Source organism: Bradyrhizobium sp. STM 3557 (assembly GCF_045571465.1).
GTDB lineage: Bacteria > Pseudomonadota > Alphaproteobacteria > Rhizobiales > Xanthobacteraceae > Bradyrhizobium.
In genome coordinates this window covers 1,564,876-1,585,000 of sequence record NZ_CP120697.1, presented here as the reverse complement: position 1 = coordinate 1,585,000, position 20,125 = coordinate 1,564,876, and the positions used below count along the sequence as shown (strand labels likewise).

At 63.2% G+C, this 20,125-nt stretch carries 14 protein-coding genes, 2 tRNA genes and 2 rRNA genes (1 of these 18 cut by a window edge); 11 read left to right on the top strand and 7 right to left on the bottom strand.

Annotated features, from left to right (window positions below):
• The 4 genes from P6U24_RS07170 to P6U24_RS07155 all read right to left on the bottom strand — a co-directional run.
• A 23S ribosomal RNA gene (locus tag P6U24_RS07170) occupies window positions 1–242 on the bottom strand; it reaches 2,607 nt to the left of the window's first position.
• A gap of 397 nt (window positions 243–639) precedes the next feature.
• Window positions 640–715: transfer RNA gene (locus P6U24_RS07165), tRNA-Ala, on the bottom strand.
• Window positions 716–822: 107 nt separating this feature from the next.
• A tRNA-Ile gene (locus tag P6U24_RS07160) sits at window positions 823–899 on the bottom strand.
• 247 nt (window positions 900–1,146) lie between these two features.
• Window positions 1,147–2,633 (bottom strand): 16S ribosomal RNA (locus P6U24_RS07155).
• The 16S and 23S rRNA genes sit together here with 2 tRNA genes alongside, the layout of an rRNA operon.
• Window positions 2,634–3,467: 834 nt before the next feature.
• Between P6U24_RS07155 and P6U24_RS07150 the strand changes: the two genes are divergently transcribed.
• The 3 genes from P6U24_RS07150 (at window position 3,468) to P6U24_RS07140 (ending at window position 6,667) form a co-directional block, all read left to right on the top strand.
• Window positions 3,468–5,543, top strand: a complete 2,076-nt coding sequence (locus tag P6U24_RS07150) for a M23 family metallopeptidase (RefSeq protein WP_407158455.1) — start codon at window positions 3,468–3,470, stop codon at window positions 5,541–5,543.
• A gap of 431 nt (window positions 5,544–5,974) precedes the next feature.
• Window positions 5,975–6,337: an SPW repeat protein gene (locus P6U24_RS07145; RefSeq protein WP_407158454.1), complete on the top strand. Its 363-nt coding sequence runs from the start codon at window positions 5,975–5,977 to the stop codon at window positions 6,335–6,337.
• Window positions 6,338–6,409: 72 nt separating this feature from the next.
• Window positions 6,410–6,667 (top strand): hypothetical protein, encoded by a 258-nt coding sequence (locus P6U24_RS07140; RefSeq protein WP_407158453.1) that lies wholly within the window; start codon window positions 6,410–6,412, stop codon window positions 6,665–6,667.
• Between the two features lie 211 nt (window positions 6,668–6,878).
• On the opposite strand, the gene clpB is transcribed toward P6U24_RS07140, so the two are convergent.
• On the bottom strand, window positions 6,879–9,518 hold the full coding sequence (gene clpB, locus P6U24_RS07135; RefSeq protein WP_407158452.1) for an ATP-dependent chaperone ClpB: 2,640 nt from the start codon (window positions 9,516–9,518) through the stop codon (window positions 6,879–6,881).
• Window positions 9,519–9,746: 228 nt separating this feature from the next.
• Here clpB and P6U24_RS07130 point away from each other — a divergent pair, with 228 nt between their 5' ends.
• Window positions 9,747–10,532: an MOSC domain-containing protein gene (locus tag P6U24_RS07130; RefSeq protein WP_407158451.1), complete on the top strand. Its 786-nt coding sequence runs from the start codon at window positions 9,747–9,749 to the stop codon at window positions 10,530–10,532.
• A 101-nt stretch (window positions 10,533–10,633) separates the two neighbouring features.
• On the opposite strand, the gene P6U24_RS07125 is transcribed toward P6U24_RS07130, so the two are convergent.
• Window positions 10,634–11,287: a TIGR02594 family protein gene (locus P6U24_RS07125; RefSeq protein WP_407158450.1), complete on the bottom strand. Its 654-nt coding sequence runs from the start codon at window positions 11,285–11,287 to the stop codon at window positions 10,634–10,636.
• 288 nt (window positions 11,288–11,575) lie between these two features.
• On the opposite strand from P6U24_RS07125, the gene P6U24_RS07120 reads away from it, so the two are divergent.
• The 5 genes from P6U24_RS07120 to P6U24_RS07100 all read left to right on the top strand — a co-directional run bounded on the left by P6U24_RS07120 (window position 11,576) and on the right by P6U24_RS07100 (window position 17,549).
• Entirely contained in the window at window positions 11,576–12,439 is an 864-nt protein-coding gene (locus P6U24_RS07120) for an alpha/beta fold hydrolase (RefSeq protein WP_407158449.1), read from the top strand.
• Between the two features lie 229 nt (window positions 12,440–12,668).
• The gene (locus tag P6U24_RS07115) at window positions 12,669–13,616 is read left to right on the top strand and encodes an AEC family transporter (RefSeq protein WP_407158448.1); all 948 of its coding nucleotides are present in this window, start codon (window positions 12,669–12,671) and stop codon (window positions 13,614–13,616) included.
• Window positions 13,617–13,941: 325 nt separating this feature from the next.
• Complete coding sequence (locus P6U24_RS07110) at window positions 13,942–15,543, top strand: hypothetical protein (protein WP_407158447.1); 1,602 nt, start codon at window positions 13,942–13,944, stop codon at window positions 15,541–15,543.
• On the top strand, window positions 15,527–16,165 hold the full coding sequence (locus tag P6U24_RS07105; RefSeq protein ID WP_407158446.1) for a tetratricopeptide repeat protein: 639 nt from the start codon (window positions 15,527–15,529) through the stop codon (window positions 16,163–16,165). Before P6U24_RS07110 ends, P6U24_RS07105 begins: the two co-directional genes overlap by 17 nt.
• A gap of 298 nt (window positions 16,166–16,463) precedes the next feature.
• A complete protein-coding gene (locus P6U24_RS07100; RefSeq protein WP_407158445.1) occupies window positions 16,464–17,549 on the top strand; it encodes a mandelate racemase/muconate lactonizing enzyme family protein in 1,086 nt (361 codons plus the stop codon).
• A gap of 98 nt (window positions 17,550–17,647) precedes the next feature.
• On the opposite strand, the gene P6U24_RS07095 is transcribed toward P6U24_RS07100, so the two are convergent.
• Entirely contained in the window at window positions 17,648–17,833 is a 186-nt protein-coding gene (locus P6U24_RS07095; protein WP_407158444.1) for a hypothetical protein, read from the bottom strand.
• 323 nt (window positions 17,834–18,156) lie between these two features.
• On the opposite strand from P6U24_RS07095, the gene P6U24_RS07090 reads away from it, so the two are divergent.
• Window positions 18,157–19,707, top strand: coding sequence for a sensor histidine kinase (locus tag P6U24_RS07090; protein WP_407158443.1), 1,551 nt, complete (start codon window positions 18,157–18,159; stop codon window positions 19,705–19,707).
• 4 nt (window positions 19,708–19,711) lie between these two features.
• The gene (locus tag P6U24_RS07085) at window positions 19,712–20,089 is read left to right on the top strand and encodes a response regulator (RefSeq protein WP_407158442.1); all 378 of its coding nucleotides are present in this window, start codon (window positions 19,712–19,714) and stop codon (window positions 20,087–20,089) included.
• Window positions 20,090–20,125: the final 36 nt, after the last annotated feature.

Genomic DNA, 20,125 nt, shown 5'->3' with positions numbered 1-20,125 from the left:
TCTCATACCTTCTCTTGATAACCGGAAATCCAAGACCTCACGGCCTCAGATCCTCTCGGTCTCCCAATCAAACCCCATGACCAAAGGTCTTGGAGTTCCGGCTATCGAAGGTGGGTTTCCCCATTCGGAAATCCGCGGATCAAAGCTTCTTCGCAGCTCCCCACGGCTTATCGCAGCGTAGCACGTCCTTCATCGCCTCTCAGCGCCAAGGCATCCACCGAACACCCTTAAGGCACTTGATTGCTCTCATCATCAATGTCCACACACTCGGCAGAATGTATGCCGTGCACCACGCCCGAAGACGCGGACATCACGGCCGGACACTGATTAGAAAGACCAGCTTGCTTCGTAAGATCGAACCGATGGCGACGCGGTCAAGCCTCGCCAACAGAGTCATTTACAACAGGACAGCCCGCTTCACAGCGTTCAGTCCCGCGCCGAAATGACCCGGAGATAGTGAAGGATCCGCGCAAATTCCGACCGCCGCCGATTGCTCGGTGACGCTCCATTGCGCGATCCAACTCGGATCGATCTCCTCTTCACGATGTCGAATAACCCGCATCCCACGTCGATTGCGACATGGATGCGAAGTGATGTTTCGCGGACGACGATTCGAGCAACCTCGGTGATCAAACCATCTGGTGGAGCCAGACGGGATCGAACCGACGACCTCATGCTTGCAAAGCACGCGCTCTCCCAGCTGAGCTATGGCCCCGTAACCAGAAGACGAATGCATAACGCCCGTCTTCGCCAAGTGGCTTCGCCGGGCACGCTTCGCTCATTTCAGAGCACGGCGTGCCACGCGAAGCCGAAGGCGAAGCGTGGTGGGCCTGGGAAGACTTGAACTTCCGACCTCACGCTTATCAAGCGCGCGCTCTAACCAACTGAGCTACAAGCCCCAAACGCTCATCTCTTCGAGAGACGCCAGGGCCCGCGCACGCTCAGCCCGGCTCGACGCCGATGCATCGCACAGCGCCAAGCCCCAGGCAGCGTGTTCGTCCGCGAAGAAAGAGAAACGAAGACGGCGAAATCCCGCCTATGGAGCTCATCAAAGATCTGGCGATCCGATGGCCCCTGAATGTTTCTAAAACAGCTCGATAGAAGCAGATGGTCAAAGACCAAAGCTTGCTGAAGAGCCATCCTTAGAAAGGAGGTGATCCAGCCGCAGGTTCCCCTACGGCTACCTTGTTACGACTTCACCCCAGTCGCTGACCCTACCGTGGCCGGCTGCCCCCTTTCGGTTAGCGCACCGTCTTCAGGTAAAGCCAACTCCCATGGTGTGACGGGCGGTGTGTACAAGGCCCGGGAACGTATTCACCGTGGCGTGCTGATCCACGATTACTAGCGATTCCAACTTCATGGGCTCGAGTTGCAGAGCCCAATCCGAACTGAGACGGCTTTTTGAGATTTGCTAGGACTTGCGTCTTCGCTTCCCATTGTCACCGCCATTGTAGCACGTGTGTAGCCCAGCCCGTAAGGGCCATGAGGACTTGACGTCATCCCCACCTTCCTCGCGGCTTATCACCGGCAGTCTCCTTAGAGTGCTCAACTCAATGGTAGCAACTAAGGACGGGGGTTGCGCTCGTTGCGGGACTTAACCCAACATCTCACGACACGAGCTGACGACAGCCATGCAGCACCTGTGCTCCAGGCTCCGAAGAGAAGGTCACGTCTCTGCGACCGGTCCTGGACATGTCAAGGGCTGGTAAGGTTCTGCGCGTTGCGTCGAATTAAACCACATGCTCCACCGCTTGTGCGGGCCCCCGTCAATTCCTTTGAGTTTTAATCTTGCGACCGTACTCCCCAGGCGGAATGCTTAAAGCGTTAGCTGCGCCACTGGTGAGTAAACCCACCAACGGCTGGCATTCATCGTTTACGGCGTGGACTACCAGGGTATCTAATCCTGTTTGCTCCCCACGCTTTCGTGCCTCAGCGTCAGTATCGGGCCAGTGAGCCGCCTTCGCCACTGGTGTTCTTGCGAATATCTACGAATTTCACCTCTACACTCGCAGTTCCACTCACCTCTCCCGAACTCAAGATCTTCAGTATCAAAGGCAGTTCTGGAGTTGAGCTCCAGGATTTCACCCCTGACTTAAAGACCCGCCTACGCACCCTTTACGCCCAGTGATTCCGAGCAACGCTAGCCCCCTTCGTATTACCGCGGCTGCTGGCACGAAGTTAGCCGGGGCTTATTCTTGCGGTACCGTCATTATCTTCCCGCACAAAAGAGCTTTACAACCCTAGGGCCTTCATCACTCACGCGGCATGGCTGGATCAGGCTTGCGCCCATTGTCCAATATTCCCCACTGCTGCCTCCCGTAGGAGTTTGGGCCGTGTCTCAGTCCCAATGTGGCTGATCATCCTCTCAGACCAGCTACTGATCGTCGCCTTGGTGAGCCATTACCTCACCAACTAGCTAATCAGACGCGGGCCGATCTTTCGGCGATAAATCTTTCCCCCGAAGGGCTTATCCGGTATTAGCCCAAGTTTCCCTGGGTTGTTCCGAACCAAAAGGTACGTTCCCACGCGTTACTCACCCGTCTGCCGCTGACGTATTGCTACGCCCGCTCGACTTGCATGTGTTAAGCCTGCCGCCAGCGTTCGCTCTGAGCCAGGATCAAACTCTCAAGTTGAACTTGAAGCTTGAACCGGCTGATCACAACGTTTGACGAGGTCCCACCAACAGATCGCCTACGCTTCACAGCGCAAGCAACCATGGTGTTACCTTTGAAACGTGTAACCGCCGAAGTCTTCTCGTCCGATCCCAAACATCAAGCCGAAGCCCAACGCCCGAGACCCGCAAGGACTCCGCCGTCCACGTTTCTCTTTCTTCATCTTCACTTGTCAAACAGCCTGGGACCGAAATCCCACTCCCACATAATATGGGAGCCTTGCCCAATCCCACCCGACGACAATGTGCAACCGGGTTTTACCGGTTGTGCACCACTCATCATAAGGTGAGGAGCAACACCGGCGCGAATGCTTGCCTCGGTCAGTTCCGAAGCAGCGCCGCGCTCAGTGGTGGTGCTTATATGGCCCTCCGATCCGGGTGTCAACGGTCAATGTCAACAAATCGTCGCATCGAATCATTTTTCTGCGGCGCGCTGGGATCGCTGCTCTGCACCGTAGTTTTTTGGAGACGACGTGCCGCACTTGAGCCACAATCCTGCGACGATTTGTTAATAGGTAGGTATTGTGAATCGCCGGCCACCAGCGGGGACCACCGGTTATTCATTTCCTAGTGGAGACGGCGATCCCATCGCCCGATCCTGCGGATCAAGACCACTATCGAGAGCTCCTGATCAAGCGTCATGGTTCGATTCCGGCCGATTCAAATCGGCCTTCGGTTCCGAACCGCCTGCGGCACGCCATCATCCTGAACCTTTTTTGGATAGAATGGTGCGCTCGGATCGACGGATGCTTGATCTTAAGGATTCGGTATCGGCGCTGAATTTGGGGGACGCGGGTTGAACCATCGGACGTCACGCGGGGCTTATGGGCGCGAGATCGGGATGATCGATCTCGGGCACGAGCCGCCGCTATCGGTCGATGGCTCCGAGGCCGCGGTGATCGACCGTCGCCGCGTCTCCGTACAATGGTTCAGCGGCACCATTCTCACCGGCCTGTGCGGCGCAGCCCTGATCGGCGGCGCCGTCTTCGCATCTCTCGACGGTGAGATGACCTTTGCGCGCATGCCCGAGCGCGTCGAAAGCGCGCTGCGCGGCGCCTTCGGTGCCAATGATCACGTCGCCACCTTGCGCAAGAGCGATCGTCTGCCGCCGCCGAACGAGGCCACCGCCGCGCGTAACCTGGTCCGGATCTCGACCGTGACCCGGGTCGGCGCCCGCGACGTGGTCCGGGTACGTCCGTTCGTGCGCATCTCCGGCAACCTGTCGATGACAACAAGCGACTTGTCGGCGAAGATTCCGCCATTCAACGCGCAGCGCCTGCTCGCCGACAGCGGCCCGGCGGCGCCCGGCACGGCAGAGGATCCGAACAATCCCGAGGCCGTCGAGCCGGATGCCGAGGTGTCCTTCGTCACCAAGGACCTTGCCGCCGTGCTGCCCAAGGCGAAGATCGCCGCCTCCGTCGGGCTGGACGAGATCGTGATGCGCGTCCGCGACGCCGCCAACTGGCGCGGCAGCGGCACCGGCGTGCGCTATGCGGCGCTGGCCAATGCAGCGGCCGACGCCAGCGGCGCCGGCGCCCAGTCCAGCGATCTGAAGCTCGCCTATGCCAGCGAAGGCAGCACGCCTGCCGACCCCTATGCCGGTTTCGAGACACGCGTGGTTCCCGAGAACGTCACGCTGCTGCCGAAGACCAAGGAGCAGATCACCGGCGGCAATCCGGTCGCCGAGCGCGTTCATCTGGTCAAGAAGGGTGACAGCGTCGCGTCCGTGCTGCGCGACCAGGGCGCCACCCCCGACGAGGCCAAGGCGATCGCAGCCCAGCTCGGGCCTCGCGGCCGGGACGGCGGCCTGAAGGAAGGCGAGAAGCTTCGCATCCTGATGGCACCGGCGAGTTCGACGCCGGGTGCCCGGCTGCAGCCGTTCCGCGTCATCGTCGCCAACGACACCACGGTGGAAGCGGTCGCCGCACTCTCCGATCTCGGCAAATATGTTGCCGTCGACGTGCAGAGCATGAACACCGCCACCGAGACCGCCGACAACGGCAAAGACGACGAGGAGGACGACGGCAGCGGCGTAAGGCTCTACCAGAGCATCTACGAGACCGCGCTGCGCAACAAAGTGCCGACGCCGGTCATCGACGACATGATCCGGATCTACTCCTACGACGTCGACTTCCAGCGCAAGGTGCAGCCCGGTGACTCCTTCGACGTCTTCTATGCCGGCGACGACGACGACAAGCCCGGCAACAACGACAAGGCCGAGGTGCTGTTCGCCTCGCTCACGCTGGGTGGTGAGACCAAGAAATACTACAAGTTCGTGACCCCCGATGACGGCGTGGTCGACTACTACGACGAGAGCGGCAAGAGCGCGAAGAAGTTCCTGGTGCGCAAGCCCGTCAACAACGCGATCATGCGCTCCGGCTTCGGCGGCCGCCGCCATCCGATCCTTGGCTATGTCAAGATGCACACCGGCGTCGATTGGGCCACTGCCTACGGGACCCCGATCTTCGCCTCCGGCAACGGCGTGATCGAGAAAGCCGGCCTCGAGGGCGGCTATGGCAAATACATCCGCATCCAGCACAACAACGGCTACGAGACCGCCTACGGTCACATGTCGGCGTTCGCCAAGGGCATCGAAGCCGGCAAGCGTGTGCGGCAGGGCCAGGTGATCGGCTTTGTCGGCTCGACCGGCCAGTCGACCGGCCCGCACGTGCATTATGAGATCCTGGTCAACGGCCGGTTCGTCGATCCGCTGCGCGTGAAACTGCCGCGCGGCCGCTCGCTGGAAGGGCCGATGATGGCGAACTTCGAGAAGGAGCGCGACCGGATCGACACCATGATGACCGGCCGCAACGGCGCCGGCGCCCGCCTCTCCGATGCCGGCCCGCTGCAGATGCAGTCGACCAGCCGGTGAGCCGGCAAAGCCCTTGCTCTGGACCACTATCCAGACCGCAGCAGCCGCACCGGCACCTCTGCGATCCGCGCGCGCCTCATGGCCCGAGCTTCGCCGGAAGCACAAGCAGCGGCACAAGTGCGCTTCAAGGCAGGCTCATCAGCCGACCACGAACAGAGCGCCATCTGGGAAGCGGATTCGCCGTGCTAAATTGATTGATCCGCAGAGGAGTATCTTTCGCTCCTGGTGAAGCCGCTCGTAGCCACGGCCAACGATCGCCCGGCGTCAACCGCGAAGCCCGAGAGCGGCGCCATAGATGCCGCGGCCCCCTTGCTTGCCAGCCGGCGTACGCACCCACGGTTTTCAATCAAGATTTCATCGCGAGGCCGAGGAACCGGCGCGGCAATGGTCCGGTTGATTATTCAGAGGACCTTCGACAGAGGGAGCGTGCCATGGAAAATTGGAGCAATGCAAAATGGTGCGACGTCGCCAATTTGGTGCTCGGCGCATTCCTGTTCTTCACGCCTTGGATGTTTGGTTTCGACGCAGGAAAGGTCTCCCAGAACGCCCATATCTCCGGGCTTGTCATTGCGGTGCTTGCAATCGCAGCCCTCGCTGCATTTGCCGTCTGGGAGGAGTGGCTGAATCTGATCGTCGGATTATGGGTGCTTGTCTCACCCTGGGTACTTGGGTTCCAGGGGACCACCAATGCCTTGACGATCCACGTCGTGGTCGGCATCGCCGTCGCCGTGCTTGCCGTGATCGAACTGTGGATGATGCAGCAGCTCCCGTGGAGGCTCACCACGCACCGCTGAGGTTGGTTACCCGGCTACCCTGCCCGCCATCTTTGGTGGTGGGGCGACAGAAGTCTGTGAGGGATGAGAGTCATGAGACACGTCACGCGAGACGACGTTATCAAGGCGGTCGGCCCCGTCGACGATGTGACGATCGCCCAGATCATCGGAACCGGAGCAACGATAGACGAGCTGGCCGAGGCGCAGGCATGGCTCGCCAATGACGAGCCATTCATGAACACGGGCAAGCCCTTGGCGACCGGACGCGTGCGCGGACTGGTCGAGATACTTTCCGAGCTTGAAACGAGCGAGGACCCCGACGACGGGCAAAGCGGCCCGGCAGTCAGCTGATTTGCCTAAAGCGCGATGCGATTGGGAGGAATCGACATCGCGCTTTAGGTTGTTGTTTGAGCATGATCTTTGCGGAAAACCGCTTCACACTTTTCCGGATCATGCTCCGGCGCGACGACAATTCATTCGAAATCATCGTGCTCTGACGAAAATGCCCCAATCCTCAAGATCGGATTGGGGCATTCGCTTGGTTCAGCTCGGCTTATGCGTCTCAGTTCAGCTTGCGCTTCGGTATCGGCGCTTCGAACTGCGCGATCTCCGCGGTGCGGTGCGCCTTGCCGTTGAAGGTGAGCACATTGCCTTCCGATGAGATCGCGACGGTGTCGCCGTCCCGCACCTCGCCAGCGAGGATCATCTCCGCCAGCGGATCCTGCACATTGCGCTGGATCACCCGCTTGAGCGGCCGCGCGCCATAGGCCGGATCCCAACCCTTGTCCGCGAGCCAGTCGCGCGCCGCCGCATCCAAGGTCAGGGTGATCTTGCGGTCCTCCAGGAGCTTTTGCAGACGGCCGAACTGGATCTCGACGATCCGGCCCATCTCGCTCTTCTGCAGCCGATGGAACAAGATGATCTCATCCACCCGGTTCAGGAACTCGGGCCGGAAATGCGAACGCACGGTGCCCATGACCAGTTCGCGCACCGCCGAGGTATCCTCGCCCTCCGGCTGACTGACCAGGAACTCGGAGCCGAGATTGCTGGTCATGATGATCAGCGTGTTGCGGAAGTCGACGGTGCGGCCCTGGCCATCGGTCAGGCGGCCGTCGTCCAGCACCTGCAGCAGCACGTTGAAGACATCAGGATGCGCCTTCTCGATCTCGTCGAACAGCACGACCTGATAGGGACGCCGCCGCACCGCTTCGGTGAGCGCGCCGCCCTCATCATAGCCGACATAGCCGGGAGGGGCGCCGATCAGCCGCGACACCGAGTGCTTCTCCATGTATTCGGACATGTCGAGGCGGACCATCGCGGTCTCGTCGTTGAACAGGAATTCGGCGAGCGCCTTGGTCAGCTCGGTCTTGCCGACGCCGGTCGGGCCTAAGAACATGAACGAGCCCATCGGCCGGTTCGGGTCCTGCAGCCCGGCGCGCGAACGCCGCACCGCGGTCGCGACCGCATGCACCGCCTCGGCCTGGCCGACGACGCGCTTGCTGAGGCCCTCTTCCATCTTCAGCAGCTTGTCCTTCTCGCCCTCCAGCATCTTGTCGACGGGCACGCCGGTCCAGCGCGAGACCACCTGCGCGATGTGGTTGGCGGTGACCGCCTCCTCCATCATCTCGCCGGCATTCTCCTTGGCCTCGATTTCGGCCAGCCGCTTCTCCAGCTCGGGGATCCGGCCATAGGCCAGCTCGCCCGCCTTCTGGTACTCGCCGCGGCGCTGCGCATTGGCAAGCTCGATGCGCAAGGCGTCCAGCTCGCTCTTGAGCTTCTGCGCGTTCGACAGCTTGTCCTTCTCGGCGCTCCACTTCGCGGTCAGCGCTGCCGACTTCTCCTGCAGCTCGGCAAGATCCTTCTCGAGCGTCTGCAGCCGGCTCTTGGAGCCGGGATCACTCTCTTTCTTCAAGGCTTCCTGCTCGATCTTGAGCCGGATGATCTCGCGATCCAGCGAGTCCAGCTCCTCCGGCTTGGAATCGACCTGCATCTTCAGCCGCGCCGCCGCCTCGTCCATCAGGTCGATGGCCTTGTCGGGCAGAAAGCGGTCGGTGATGTAGCGGTTCGACAGCGTCGCCGACGCCACCAGCGCGGAATCGGTGATGCGCACGCCGTGATGCTGCTCGTACTTGTCCTTCAGGCCGCGCAGGATCGAGATGGTGTCCTCGACCGACGGCTCGTTGACGAAGATCGGCTGGAAGCGCCGCGCCAGCGCGGCATCCTTCTCGACGTGCTTCTGGTACTCGTCCAGCGTGGTGGCGCCGATGCAATGCAGCTCGCCGCGCGCCAACGCCGGCTTCAAGAGGTTGGACGCGTCCATCGCGCCGTCGGCCTTGCCCGCGCCGATCAGCGTGTGCATCTCGTCGATGAAGAGGATGTAGGTGCCCTCGCCCGCGGTCACCTCCTGCAGCACCGCCTTCAGCCGCTCCTCGAACTCGCCACGATATTTCGCACCCGCGATCAGCGCGCCGAGGTCGAGCGACAGCAGCCGCTTGTCGTGCAGGCTGTCCGGAACGTCGCCATTGACGATGCGCAGCGCGAGGCCCTCGACGATGGCGGTCTTGCCGACGCCGGGTTCGCCGATCAGCACGGGATTGTTCTTGGTCCGGCGCGACAGGACCTGAATCGTGCGGCGGATCTCCTCGTCGCGGCCGATCACCGGGTCGAGCTTGCCGTCACGCGCCGCCTGGGTCAGGTCGCGGGCATATTTCTTCAGCGCATCATAAGCGTTCTCGGCCGTCGCGGAATCGGCGGTGCGGCCCTTGCGCAAGGTCTCGATCGCCGCATTGAGATTCTGCGCGGTGACGCCGCCCTTGTTCAGGATGCCGCCGGCTTCGCTGTTCTTGTCCAGCGCCAGTCCCAGCAGCAATCGTTCGACGGTGACGAAACTGTCGCCAGCCTTCTCGGCCGCCTTCTCCGCCGCATCGAAGGCACGCGCGAGTTCCGGCGACAAATAGATCTGCCCGGCGCCGCTGCCCGACACCTTCGGCAGCTTGCCAAGTGCATCCTCGGTCGCCTTCAGGATGGCGCGCGAATTGCCGCCGGCCCGGTCGATCAGACCTCCGGCCAAGCCCTCACTGTCGTCGAGCAGCACCTTGAGAAGGTGCAGCGGCGAGAACTGCTGGTGTCCATCGCGCACGGCCAGCGACTGCGCCGATTGAATGAAGCCCCGCGCGCGCTCGGTGTATTTTTCGATATTCATAACTCAAATCCCTCAGCCTGCCGCTCGAGCCCCGAAGGCACTGTCCGCGACATCTTCATTGGGTTCCGCAGGCGCGCATTGACGTCCGTCAACGCGCGGCCAAGCGGTCGCTTCGCCGGCATCTCGTCGCCGGCTTGAGGCAGATGTGGGAAGCACACGCGGAAATCGGAAGAGGTACCCTCACAATTTCGTGTTCCCGGACGCGGCGGAATCTCTTAACTAAGGCCGATGACCCAGAGCCCCATCGCCACCATCGCCGGCCTTTACCGCTACCCGGTCAAAGGCCTCACGCCCGAATCGCTGCAAACCGTGCCGCTGCGGGTCGGCCAGACCCTGCCCGCCGATCGGCGCTACGCCATCGAGAACGGCCCGAGCGGGTTCGACCCGGAAGCTCCTAGCTGGAAGATCAAGACCGTCTACCTGATGCTGATGCGCAATGAGCGCCTGGCCGGCTTCAACTGCCGGTTCGACGATGCGACCCATGTGCTGACCATTCGACGGGATGGCATGGTGGTCGCGCAGGGCGACCTGGAGAGCGCGTCAGGACGCGCGACGCTGGAAGCCTTGTTCGCCACCAACTTCGCAGACGAGCTGCGCGGCCCGCCGAAGATCCTGTCGGCCAGCGGCCACAGCTTCTCCGATCTCGCCCGCAAGGTGGTCTCTATCATCAATCTCGCAAGCCTCGCCGAGATCGAAACGATGGTCGGCGCAACCGTCCACCCCTTGCGCTTCCGCGCCAACGTCTACGTGACCGGCTGGCCGGCCTGGCACGAAGCCGGTCTAGTCGGCGAGACGCTCCGCATCGGCGCGGCGCGACTGAAAGTTGTGAAGACCATCACCCGCTACGCGGCCGTCAACGTCGACCCCGACACCGCGGCGCGCGACCTCGAGATTCCGCCTGCACTGATGCGCCACCGCGGCAACAATGAATGCGGCATCTATGCCGAGGTGATCGAGGACGGCGACATCGCCATCGGCGATCAGCTCGCGGTGGAGCAGCCGAGCTTGGTGTGATGCTCTCGCACCGTCATTGCGAGCGAAGCGAAGCAATCCAGAAGTGGGCAAAGACTCTGGATTGCTTCGTCGCTTCGCTCCTCGCAATGACGAGTCACTAATCAGTTCGGCATCACATAGGCATAGATCCGCCCGCGCGAGATCGGCAGTTCGCGGACACGATGGCCGCTGTTGCCGGAGATCACGATCGGATTGCCTCTGGCGTCGATACCGGAGACGACGCCGACATGACCGCCGCCGCGCCGGCCCATCACGGCGATCGCGCCCACCTGCGGGCCGGAGACGCGCTGGCCGTAGCTCGCAAACGAGCGGGCGAGATCGGAACCGGTGCCGCGATGGCCGGTATGCTCCAGCACCATGTTCATGAAGCGCGCACACCACAGGCTGCGGCGGCTGGTCGGATTGCCGCCGATGTAGCGCCGCGCCTCGGCGACCACGCTCGAAGCGCCAAAGCCGCCCGACATCCCCATGCCTTCGGTCGCGGTGCCCGGCATCATCAGGCTTGCCTGTGTGTCAGCGAAACCACCCGCACGCAATTGCGCGACACCGCGCTCCCAGCGCGATGCACGGGCGTAGGACCTGACATGACGGACATGGCGCCGAGCGAAATGACTGTGATGACCTGAATGGGCGTGATGCCCCGCGCCGTGATGATGCGAACGGGCCGAAGCCGGCGTCGCAGAAGCGGCAAAAGCCGCCGAACAGATGGCGAGCGCGGCAAGCTGCAGCGACCGGCGAAACGTAGACACAACCATACTCAATCCTTCTTGTTCTTGCCCCTGTACGCAGACCTGGACACCCCCTGGTTCTCTGCCGGCTCTCCAACTGCCGACAGCGGGCCGGTCGTAAAGTGGCGCGATGTGACGAAAACAAGGCGGAGGGCGGCCGATCGGCGCAACGCACAGGTCGGCTTGCGATGACTGCATGACTAGAGCTGCATGAGCGGTGCCGCATTGCCGCCGGAAGAGTTAATTGCGATGCTCGCGCGCAGCCAAAAGTCCGGCTGCGCGGCCAACGCGTGGCCTCACGGAAGGAGCCCGATCATGCCTCACGCAGCGGCCAAGGACGGTGTTCGCCTGTATTTCGAGGAGGCGGGCCGGGGCACGCCGATTCTCTTCCTGCACGAGTTCGCAGCCGACCACAGCAATTGGGAGCCGCAGATTCGCTATTTCTGCCGCGGCCATCGCTGCATCGCCTATGCCGCACGCGGCTACACGCCGTCAGACGTCCCGCCTTCGGCCGAGTCCTACACCTATGAGCATTTCTACACCGATGCGCTCGCGGTGCTCGATCACCTCGAAATCGAGGCGGCGCATTTCGTCGGTCTCTCGATGGGCTCCTACTCATCGCTGCAGGTCGCGCTGCATGCCCCTCACCGCCTGAGCTCGATGACGCTGGCCGGCGTCGGCTCGGGCTCGGCCATCGAGAACCTCGATGCCTTCCGCGCGCAGTGCCGCGCCACTGCCGAGCAGTTCGAGACGTTGGGATCGGCCGAGGTCGCCAAGGTCACGCGCGAGGCGCCGGGACGGATTCCATTCCTGGTCAAGGACCCGCGGGGACACGCGGAATTCTATGCCGCGCTGGCGCGGCATGATGCGACAGGCTCGGCCAATACCATGCGCGGCTTTCAGGGCGGCCGCCCGTCGATCTACACGATGACGGACGCCATCCGCAAAGTGGCGACGCCGGCGCTGATCATCTGCGGCGACGAGGACGACGCCTGCATCGCGCCGAGCCTGTTCCTGAAGCAGCATTTGCCGGCCTCGGGCCTGACCTTCTTCCCGAAATCGGGCCACGTGCTGAATCTGGAGGAGCCGTCTTTGTTCAACGCCGCGGTGGAGCGCTTCATCGCGCTCGCCGAGGCGGGCCGCTGGGGCGCGCGCGATCCGCGGTCCGTGGTCTCTTGAACCAAATCGACGCGATCAGCGATTTGCGCGCTTGCGTCAGGAGAAGGTCCTGCTGTCGAACAAGAAAGGCCACCTCGCGGCGCCCGCAGCTCATGTAATAATCGAACCTGCTGATCCACTTCTGCTGCGAGGCACCCGAGACAACACTCGGCGCAGTATGCTTTTCTGCACGGTATGCTTTTCTGCACTCCAGGCTAGGGCACGTCATCACACGACAAGGAGACGTCAGATGGAGGTCGCCGGCCTTGTTCTTCCCGTATTCGCGATCATCGTCACGGGTTGGCTTGCCGGATGGCTCGGCTACCTCTCCCGTTCGCTTGCCGATGGGCTGGTGCAATTCGCTTATAACGTTGCGATGCCGGCGCTGCTGTTCGTCACCATCGCGCAAGAGCCGGCGCGCAACCTGCTGGAGTGGCGTTTCCTGCTCGCATTCGGAGGCGGCTCTCTGCTCTGCTTCGCGCTCGTATTCCTGCCGGCTCGCGCGGGCGAGGCGCATGATCTGGCGAGCAGTACGATGCGGGGAATGACGGCGGCGATGACCAATACCGGCTTAGTCGCGCTGCCGATCCTGCACGCCATCTATGGCCAGCCTGCCGTCTTGCCCGCAGCGGTCGCGACCGTGTTCGTGGCGGCCGTGATGTTCCCGGCGACGGTGATCCTGCTGGAGAGCGACAAGAGCGGCACGCTCGGATCGAAAGCGCACCCGATGACCTTGGCGAAACAGATCGTGCTCAATCCGATGGTGCTATCGACCCTGCTCGGTCTCGCCTGGGCGATCGCAGGCTTGCCGATCCCGGCTCCGGTGGCGGCCTATCTCAACATCATCGCAGCCGCGCTCACGCCCTGCGCGCTGTTTGCCATCGGGCTTGGCTTGTCGGTCGAAGGACTGCGCGCGAACCTTGCTGCGTCGCTCGTGCTGGCGGCCGTGAAGCTCATGATCATGCCGGCGATCGTCTATGGCATCGCGGTGGCTTCCGGCCTCAACCCGCTCTACACGGTCGCGGCCGTGATCTGCGCGGCCGTGCCGACCGCGAAGACGGTGTACGTCCTGGCACATGCCTACAAGGTCGAGGAGCCGCTGGTCGCCGGTACCGTTTCGATCACGACGATGTTGTCCGTCGCAACGTTGCTTGGCTGGCTATACCTGCTTTCCGAGCTGCCCACAGGCACGAGGTGACATTGCGGCCATTGCGGCGGAGGCGCAGCAAGGTGGGGAAGTCTTCCTGCCTTTTTGCGACGAAAGATGTGGAGTAATTTTCCGCTGCGAGCTGCCGTCCCGCGCGTGCCGTACGCTCGCACATGACGGACAGCGATAGCGTCGTCGCCGGGCAGCATCCCGCAACTTTTCAAAGAATTTTTTCCGACGCAATTCGCGGCGCACGCCCACATGCCCAGCGCAGTGCCCCGTGCTGCGATCGAACGGAAAGGCTTGAGGAGACGGCCGAAGCGTCGCGCGCGGTTCGAACAGGCTTGCGCGTGATCAGGCGAAGGGGAGACTTACGATGAGCATTCAGTCTGCGCGGATGGCATTTGCGACCGGGCTGATCACTGCCGCATTGGCAAGTGGCGCAATCGGCCAGCAGGACCAACAGCTCGGCAAGGTGACCTTCCCCACCTCCTGTAGTCCCGCCGTGCAGGATGAGTTCGACCGCGGCGTCGCCATGCTTCATTCGTACTGGTTCCTGATCGCCCGGCGCAAGTTCGAAGCGATCCTGCAGCAGGATCCGAACTGCGCCATGGCCTATTGGGGCGTGGCCATGGACCTGCTCGGCAACACGCTGGCAACCACGCCGACGCGCGCCGAGGCGCAGGCGGCCTGGGACGCGTTAGAGAAGGCCCGGGCTGCGGGACCAAAGACACCGCGGGAGCGCGATTGGATCGAGGCACTGAGCGCCTATTTCCGTGACTACGAGAACGTCCCGGTGAATGCTCGCCTCGCCGCCTACAACGCCGCGATGGAGCGGATGGCGCAAGCCTATCCAGATGACTACGAGGTCCAGGTCTACTACGCGCTGACGCTGCAGGCGTCCGCGCCGAAGAGCGACCTCACCTATGCCAACCAGCTCAAATCTGCATCGATGCTCGAGAAGCTGTACGATCAGAACCCGCAGCACCCTGGCGTGACGCACTACCTCATTCATGCCTACGACTTCGCACCGCTTGCCGAAAAGGGCGTCGCATCGGCGCGCCGCTATGCCGGGATTGCGCCGGCCGTGCCGCATGCCCGGCACATGCCCTCGCACATCTATTCCATGGTCGGGCTGTGGGAGGACTCCATCGCCTCGAACGCCTCGGCGCTCGAGATTCAGCCGGACTACCATCATGCAGCGGATTTCACGGTTTATGCGCATCTGCAGCTTGCTCAGGATGCCAAAGCCGATGCGATGATCAAGAAGTCACTTGCGACCGCCGATCGCGGCGACCGGCCGATCAACTTCGTCAATTTCACCGCCAAGGCCGCCATGCCTGCGCGCTATGTGCTGGAACGGGCAGACTGGGCCGGTGCGGCAGCGCTTCCGATGACCTCCACCAAATATCCCATGGCGGACTCCCTGGTCCGCTTCACCCGTGGCCTCGGCATGGCGCGCACCGGCGACCTTGCCGGGGCAAGGGAGGAGATCGAGGCCATGAAGGCGCTGCGCGCGACCCTGCAGAGTGCCGATCAATCCTACTGGGCGGACCGCACCGAGGAGCAGATGCTGGCGATTTCGGCCTGGGTGGCGCTGAAAGAAGGTGATCGCGACCGGGCGCTGAAGATGATGCGGGCGGCCGCCGACAGCGAGGATGGCAGCCTCAAACATGTTGCGATGGAGAACCGTCTGTTTCCGTTCCGGGAGCAGCTCGGGGAGCTGCTTCTCGCAACCGACCAACCCGCGATAGCCCTGAACGAGTTTGAAACCGCGCTCAAGCAGACACCCAACCGCCTGCGTGCATGGTTGGGTGCCGCCCGCGCGGCGGACGCCGCCGGCGACGGCCGGAAGGCAACCCAATACTTCGGCAGTCTCCTGGAGCTCACCAAGAATGCCGATACGGAGCGGGCGGAAATCCGCGAGGCAAGGGCCTATTTGGGCCAGGGCGACACGGTGGGTGAATCACGCAGATGACATCCGGCCAGCCCACAAGAACCAGGCGGCCAGCAATGGCGGGACGACGGCGGTGACCCGCGCGATCATGATGACTGCGGTGCTGGGATTGCTGGTCGCCGGAGCCGCAATCTCAAGTGGCGGCCTGGCGGAGTGGTGGACCGCACCGTCGGGCGGCGGGCGCGGAGGTCGCGCGGAGACCGCGATCGCGCCGGAGGCTTGGCCGATCTGCACCACCATGACCTCGGTGGTGCCGGACGCTGATTGGGCGCAGCTGGATCCCGAATTCAAGGCCGGCAAACGAGCGCTTGCCGCAGAGGATTGGAACGGCGCTATCGCGGCGTTTGAACGCGCAGCCTTGCGCGATCCGGAGAACGCCGACATCCAGAACTACATCGGCTATGCCTACCGACGGCAACGTCAGCTCGGTCCGGCGATCAGTCATTATCAGCAGGCGCTCGTGCTCAATCCCCGCCACCGCGGCGCGCACGAGCATCTCGGCGAGGCCTATCTGGTGCTTGGCGAGCCGGCGAAGGCCGAGCGGCTCCTGAGCGGGCTCGAAGCCCTGTGCCTCATTCCCTGTGATGAATATGCCGACCTCAAGCGAGCCATCGGCACCTACAGGAGATCGGCCGCGCGGTGACACCACTCCAGGCGCCGATCGCCGGCTGGCGCAGCGGTTCGCCGGGACGACTTAGTGAGCCAAACATCGTCACATCGTGGACTGCGGGTCCGGCGCAGTCGTGAGGCTCAACCGCAACTTGGTCGGTGACGTCATGCACGCCAGCAACACAATCCCGTCCGAATCGATTCCCGTCAACATCTCCAGCGCAGAAATCAAGTTCGCGCCAGGCGTCGCTTCCGTCCCCAATCATCTCGCTAGCGATTGCCGGCCCCGTCCGATCGGCCTAACCTTCACAGAAAAGCAGGGAGGAACCAAAATGGCGCGCATCGAGACCACCGAGAGCGGACTCTACCGCATTCCTCTTGCTGTCACGCTGTCCGACAGCACGCATGGCGAGATCACGGCCTTCGAACTCGTCACCTGCCGCGTCCGCGATGCCGATGGCGCCGAGGGCGTCGGATACACCTATACGGTGGGCCGCAATGGCGGCGCTATCGCCGACATCCTCGTCAGGGAAATCCCGGACCTGATCGCGGGCCGCGAAGCCGACGACACCGAGGCGATCTGGCAGCACGTCTGGTGGGGGCTGCACTATGGCGGGCGCGGCGGCGCCGCCGTGCTGGCGCTCTCGGCGCTCGACATCGCGCTATGGGATCTGAAGGCGCGGCGCGCCAATCTGCCGCTGTTTCGCCTGCTCGGCGGTTTCGATGCCCGTGTGCCCTGCTACGCCGGCGGCATCGACCTCGATCTGTCGGTCGAGGCGCTGCTCAAGCAGACCGACGACAATCTGGCCAAGGGCTTCCGCGCCATCAAGCTGAAGGTCGGCCGCCCCGATCTCGCATCCGACGTCGCGCGCGTCGCGGCGATGCGCAAGCATCTCGGCGACGGCTTCCCATTGATGGCCGACGCCAACATGAAGTGGACGGTGGAGCAGGCGATCCGCGCCGCCCGCGCGCTGCAGCCTTTCGACCTGACATGGCTTGAGGAGCCGATCATTCCCGATGACGTCGCCGGTCACGCCCGCATCCTGGCGGCCGGCGGCGTGCCGATCGCCGCCGGCGAGAACCTGCGCTCGCTCTGGGACTTCAAGAACTACATCGCCGCAGGCGCAGTGTCCTATCCCGAGCCTGACGTCACCAATTGCGGCGGCGTCACCTCCTTCATGAAAATCGCGCGGCTCGCGGAAGCCTTCAATCTTCCCGTTACCAGCCATGGCGCCCATGACATCACGGTGCACCTGCTCGCCGCCTGCCCCAATCGCTCCTACCTCGAGGCGCACGGCTTCGGGCTCGACCGCTATATCGAGCACCCGCTTTTGCTGCAGGACGGCTTGGCACTGGCCCCGACTCGGCCCGGCCACGGCATCGGCTTCGACTGGAAGGGGCTGGCGCAGCTTGCGTGATAGTTCCGCGGGCCATACGGCAACGGCAGGCGGCCCCTTCGCGGGCGATCCGCTCGCGAGCCCGCATCCGGGCGTCCGCTGCCGCTCAGCTGGCGTGGTTACTGGTCCTGCTCGCGGGCTGGCTCGCCTTGCTGCGGAAACGGCTCGAAGGTCTTGCGTCCCAGGAACGTGTCCGGCAGCGACTGCTTCAGCAGCTCGCGCGCCCGCTGCACGATGCGGCGCATCTGTGTCGTCTGATCGAAATCGCTGCTGGACGGATGATGGACTGGTGGACGGCTCGCCATGAGCATCTCCCTCTGCTGTGCAGGCGGGAGCACGCTCGGTCTCTCAGCCACCGACGCCTACGGGCAAAGCCTCAGCCGGTGATATTGGCAAACTAGCACAGCCCGAAATGGTTCAAAATCGATCCGGCGCGGGAACGATGCGTCGATCGGCCGCTTGCCGGTTCCAGCACTCCTCTTGTCGCCAGACCGTCTGCAGCCGCGATCCGCCGGGACAACACCCGCTGGTGTACTTCTTAGGAACGTTGAGCGCGATGACCGATTGCCTGCGATGCGGATCGGATGATGCGCCAGGTCAACTTTCGAAAGGACGTCGGCCGGACCGAATGGCAGATCGTGACGAACTTCTCGGGCGTCAGCGCGCGCTCGCCGAATTCGGCGAGTTCGTGCTGCGCTGCGACGATCTGGAGCCCATCCTCACGCAAGCATGCCGGTTGATCGCCGACGCGCTACAGACCGAATTCGCCAAGATCATCGAAATCGAGCGCGACAACGACTCCGGGTTGATCCGGGCCGGCGTGGGCTGGACCCACGGCGTCGTCGGACAGCAGCGGGTATTCTTGAATGAGCGCTCCTCCGAATCCTACGCCATCAGACAATCGGTGCCTGTTGTCACCCGGGACATCGGCGAGGAGCAGCGGTTTGATTTTCCGCCCTTCATGACCGCCCACGACATCGTCGCGATCGTCAACGTGCCGATTTTCCTGCCCGGTGGCCAACCCTACGGCCTCCTGCAAGTGGACTCCTGCGAGAGGCGCGAGTTCGGCGATGAGGACATTCAGTTTCTCCGCACCTACGCCTCCGTTCTGGGTCCGGTCGTCGACCGCCTGCGGAACGTCGGCGAGCTGAGGCACGCCGCCGAGCGGTTCCAATTGATCGTCGAGAACGCACGCGATTACGCGATCTTCATGACCGATCCCAATCAGGTCATTACGGACTGGCTCCCCGGCGCGGCCGCAGTCTTCGGCTGGCGCGAGGATGAAATTGTCGGCAGGCCCGTCGCTGTCACCTTCCTGCCCGATGACCAGGCGAGCGGGGTGCCCGAACGTGAGTTCGAGCACGCGCGCAACGACGACACCGCGCCGGACGTGCGCTGGCACATGCGCAAGGACGGCTCGCCGGTGTTCATCGACGGCCAGACCGTCACGCTACGCTATCCCGACCGAAGGGTCCGCGGCTTCATGAAGATCGGTCAGGACGTCACCAAGCGGCGGCGCGACGAAGAGCGGCAAGGCGTGCTGCTGGCCGAGCTGCAACACCGCGTCCGCAATGTGCTCGCCATGGTCCGGTCGATCATCAACCGCGGAGCCGGCGCCGCCACCGTGGCGGAGTTCCGCGCCGAGCTCGACGGCCGGATCGCTGCGCTTGCGCGGACCCAGGCGCTTCTGACCCGCGGGACCGACGCGGGTGTCGATCTCGCAGCATTGGTGCATGACGAGCTGCTGGTCCACAGCCCCGACGAGGCGCGGCTGAGCATAGCGGGGCCACCGGTCACGCTGGCCGCCAAGGCGGCCGAAATCCTGACGCTCGCCGTCCATGAGCTTGCGACCAACGCGATGAAGCATGGCGCGCTCAGCCAGCCGGCCGGTCATGTCGACATCAGCTGGCACATCGTTCCGCGGGGCGACCACAAATGGCTCGAGCTGACCTGGCGCGAAACTGGCTTGGCGATCGCGTCCGATGCGGTGCCGGGAAAGGGCTTCGGCACTGAGCTGGTGACCCGCCGTGTCCCCTACGAACTTGGCGGGCGAGGTCACATGAAGTTCGAACCGGACGGGCTTTGTTGCGAGATCGCGTTCCCGCTTCGCCCGGGCACGAGCACGCTGCAAACAGATGCGCCGGCGGCCTTTCGCGACGCAAACCCTCGGAAAGGATAGTCCTGTGAGTGCAGTTTCGCTCGATGCCTTGGATGTGCTCGTGATCGAAGACGATTATTATATCGCGGACGACATGCGGCAATGGCTCGAGAACGCCGGCGCCCACGTGCTCGGCCCCTGCCCTGACGTGGAAACTGCGTTCCGGACATTGGAGCAGTATCATGCGGATTGCGCGGTGGTCGATATCAACCTCGGAAATGGCCCCAGCTTCGATCCGGCGCGGGATCTGCTCGCCCGCGGCATGTCCGTGGTGCTGGTGACCGGCTACGACGCCAAGGTCATTCCAACGGACCTTTCGCATCTGCCCTGTCTTCACAAGCCCACGGAGCCACAGAAGATCATCAAGGCCGTTCATGACGTCTGCAGCACAGGCGGCCGATGATGATCCGCCTGGGATTTGCGCCGGCTTCGGCGCAGG

What these genes read in the sequence shown, in the direction of transcription:
- clpB (WP_407158452.1), bottom strand. Translation starts at nt 9,518, where the DNA reads ATGAATATCGAAAAATACACCGAGCGCGCGCGGGGCTTCATTCAATCG.
- P6U24_RS07130 (WP_407158451.1), top strand. Translation starts at nt 9,747, where the DNA reads ATGACCCAGAGCCCCATCGCCACCATCGCCGGCCTTTACCGCTACCCG.
- P6U24_RS07125 (WP_407158450.1), bottom strand. Translation starts at nt 11,287, where the DNA reads ATGGTTGTGTCTACGTTTCGCCGGTCGCTGCAGCTTGCCGCGCTCGCC.
- P6U24_RS07110 (WP_407158447.1), top strand. Translation starts at nt 13,942, where the DNA reads ATGAGCATTCAGTCTGCGCGGATGGCATTTGCGACCGGGCTGATCACT.
- P6U24_RS07120 (WP_407158449.1), top strand. Translation starts at nt 11,576, where the DNA reads ATGCCTCACGCAGCGGCCAAGGACGGTGTTCGCCTGTATTTCGAGGAG.
- P6U24_RS07115 (WP_407158448.1), top strand. Translation starts at nt 12,669, where the DNA reads ATGGAGGTCGCCGGCCTTGTTCTTCCCGTATTCGCGATCATCGTCACG.
- P6U24_RS07090 (WP_407158443.1), top strand. Translation starts at nt 18,157, where the DNA reads ATGGCAGATCGTGACGAACTTCTCGGGCGTCAGCGCGCGCTCGCCGAA.
- P6U24_RS07100 (WP_407158445.1), top strand. Translation starts at nt 16,464, where the DNA reads ATGGCGCGCATCGAGACCACCGAGAGCGGACTCTACCGCATTCCTCTT.
- P6U24_RS07095 (WP_407158444.1), bottom strand. Translation starts at nt 17,833, where the DNA reads ATGGCGAGCCGTCCACCAGTCCATCATCCGTCCAGCAGCGATTTCGAT.
- P6U24_RS07145 (WP_407158454.1), top strand. Translation starts at nt 5,975, where the DNA reads ATGGAAAATTGGAGCAATGCAAAATGGTGCGACGTCGCCAATTTGGTG.
- P6U24_RS07140 (WP_407158453.1), top strand. Translation starts at nt 6,410, where the DNA reads ATGAGACACGTCACGCGAGACGACGTTATCAAGGCGGTCGGCCCCGTC.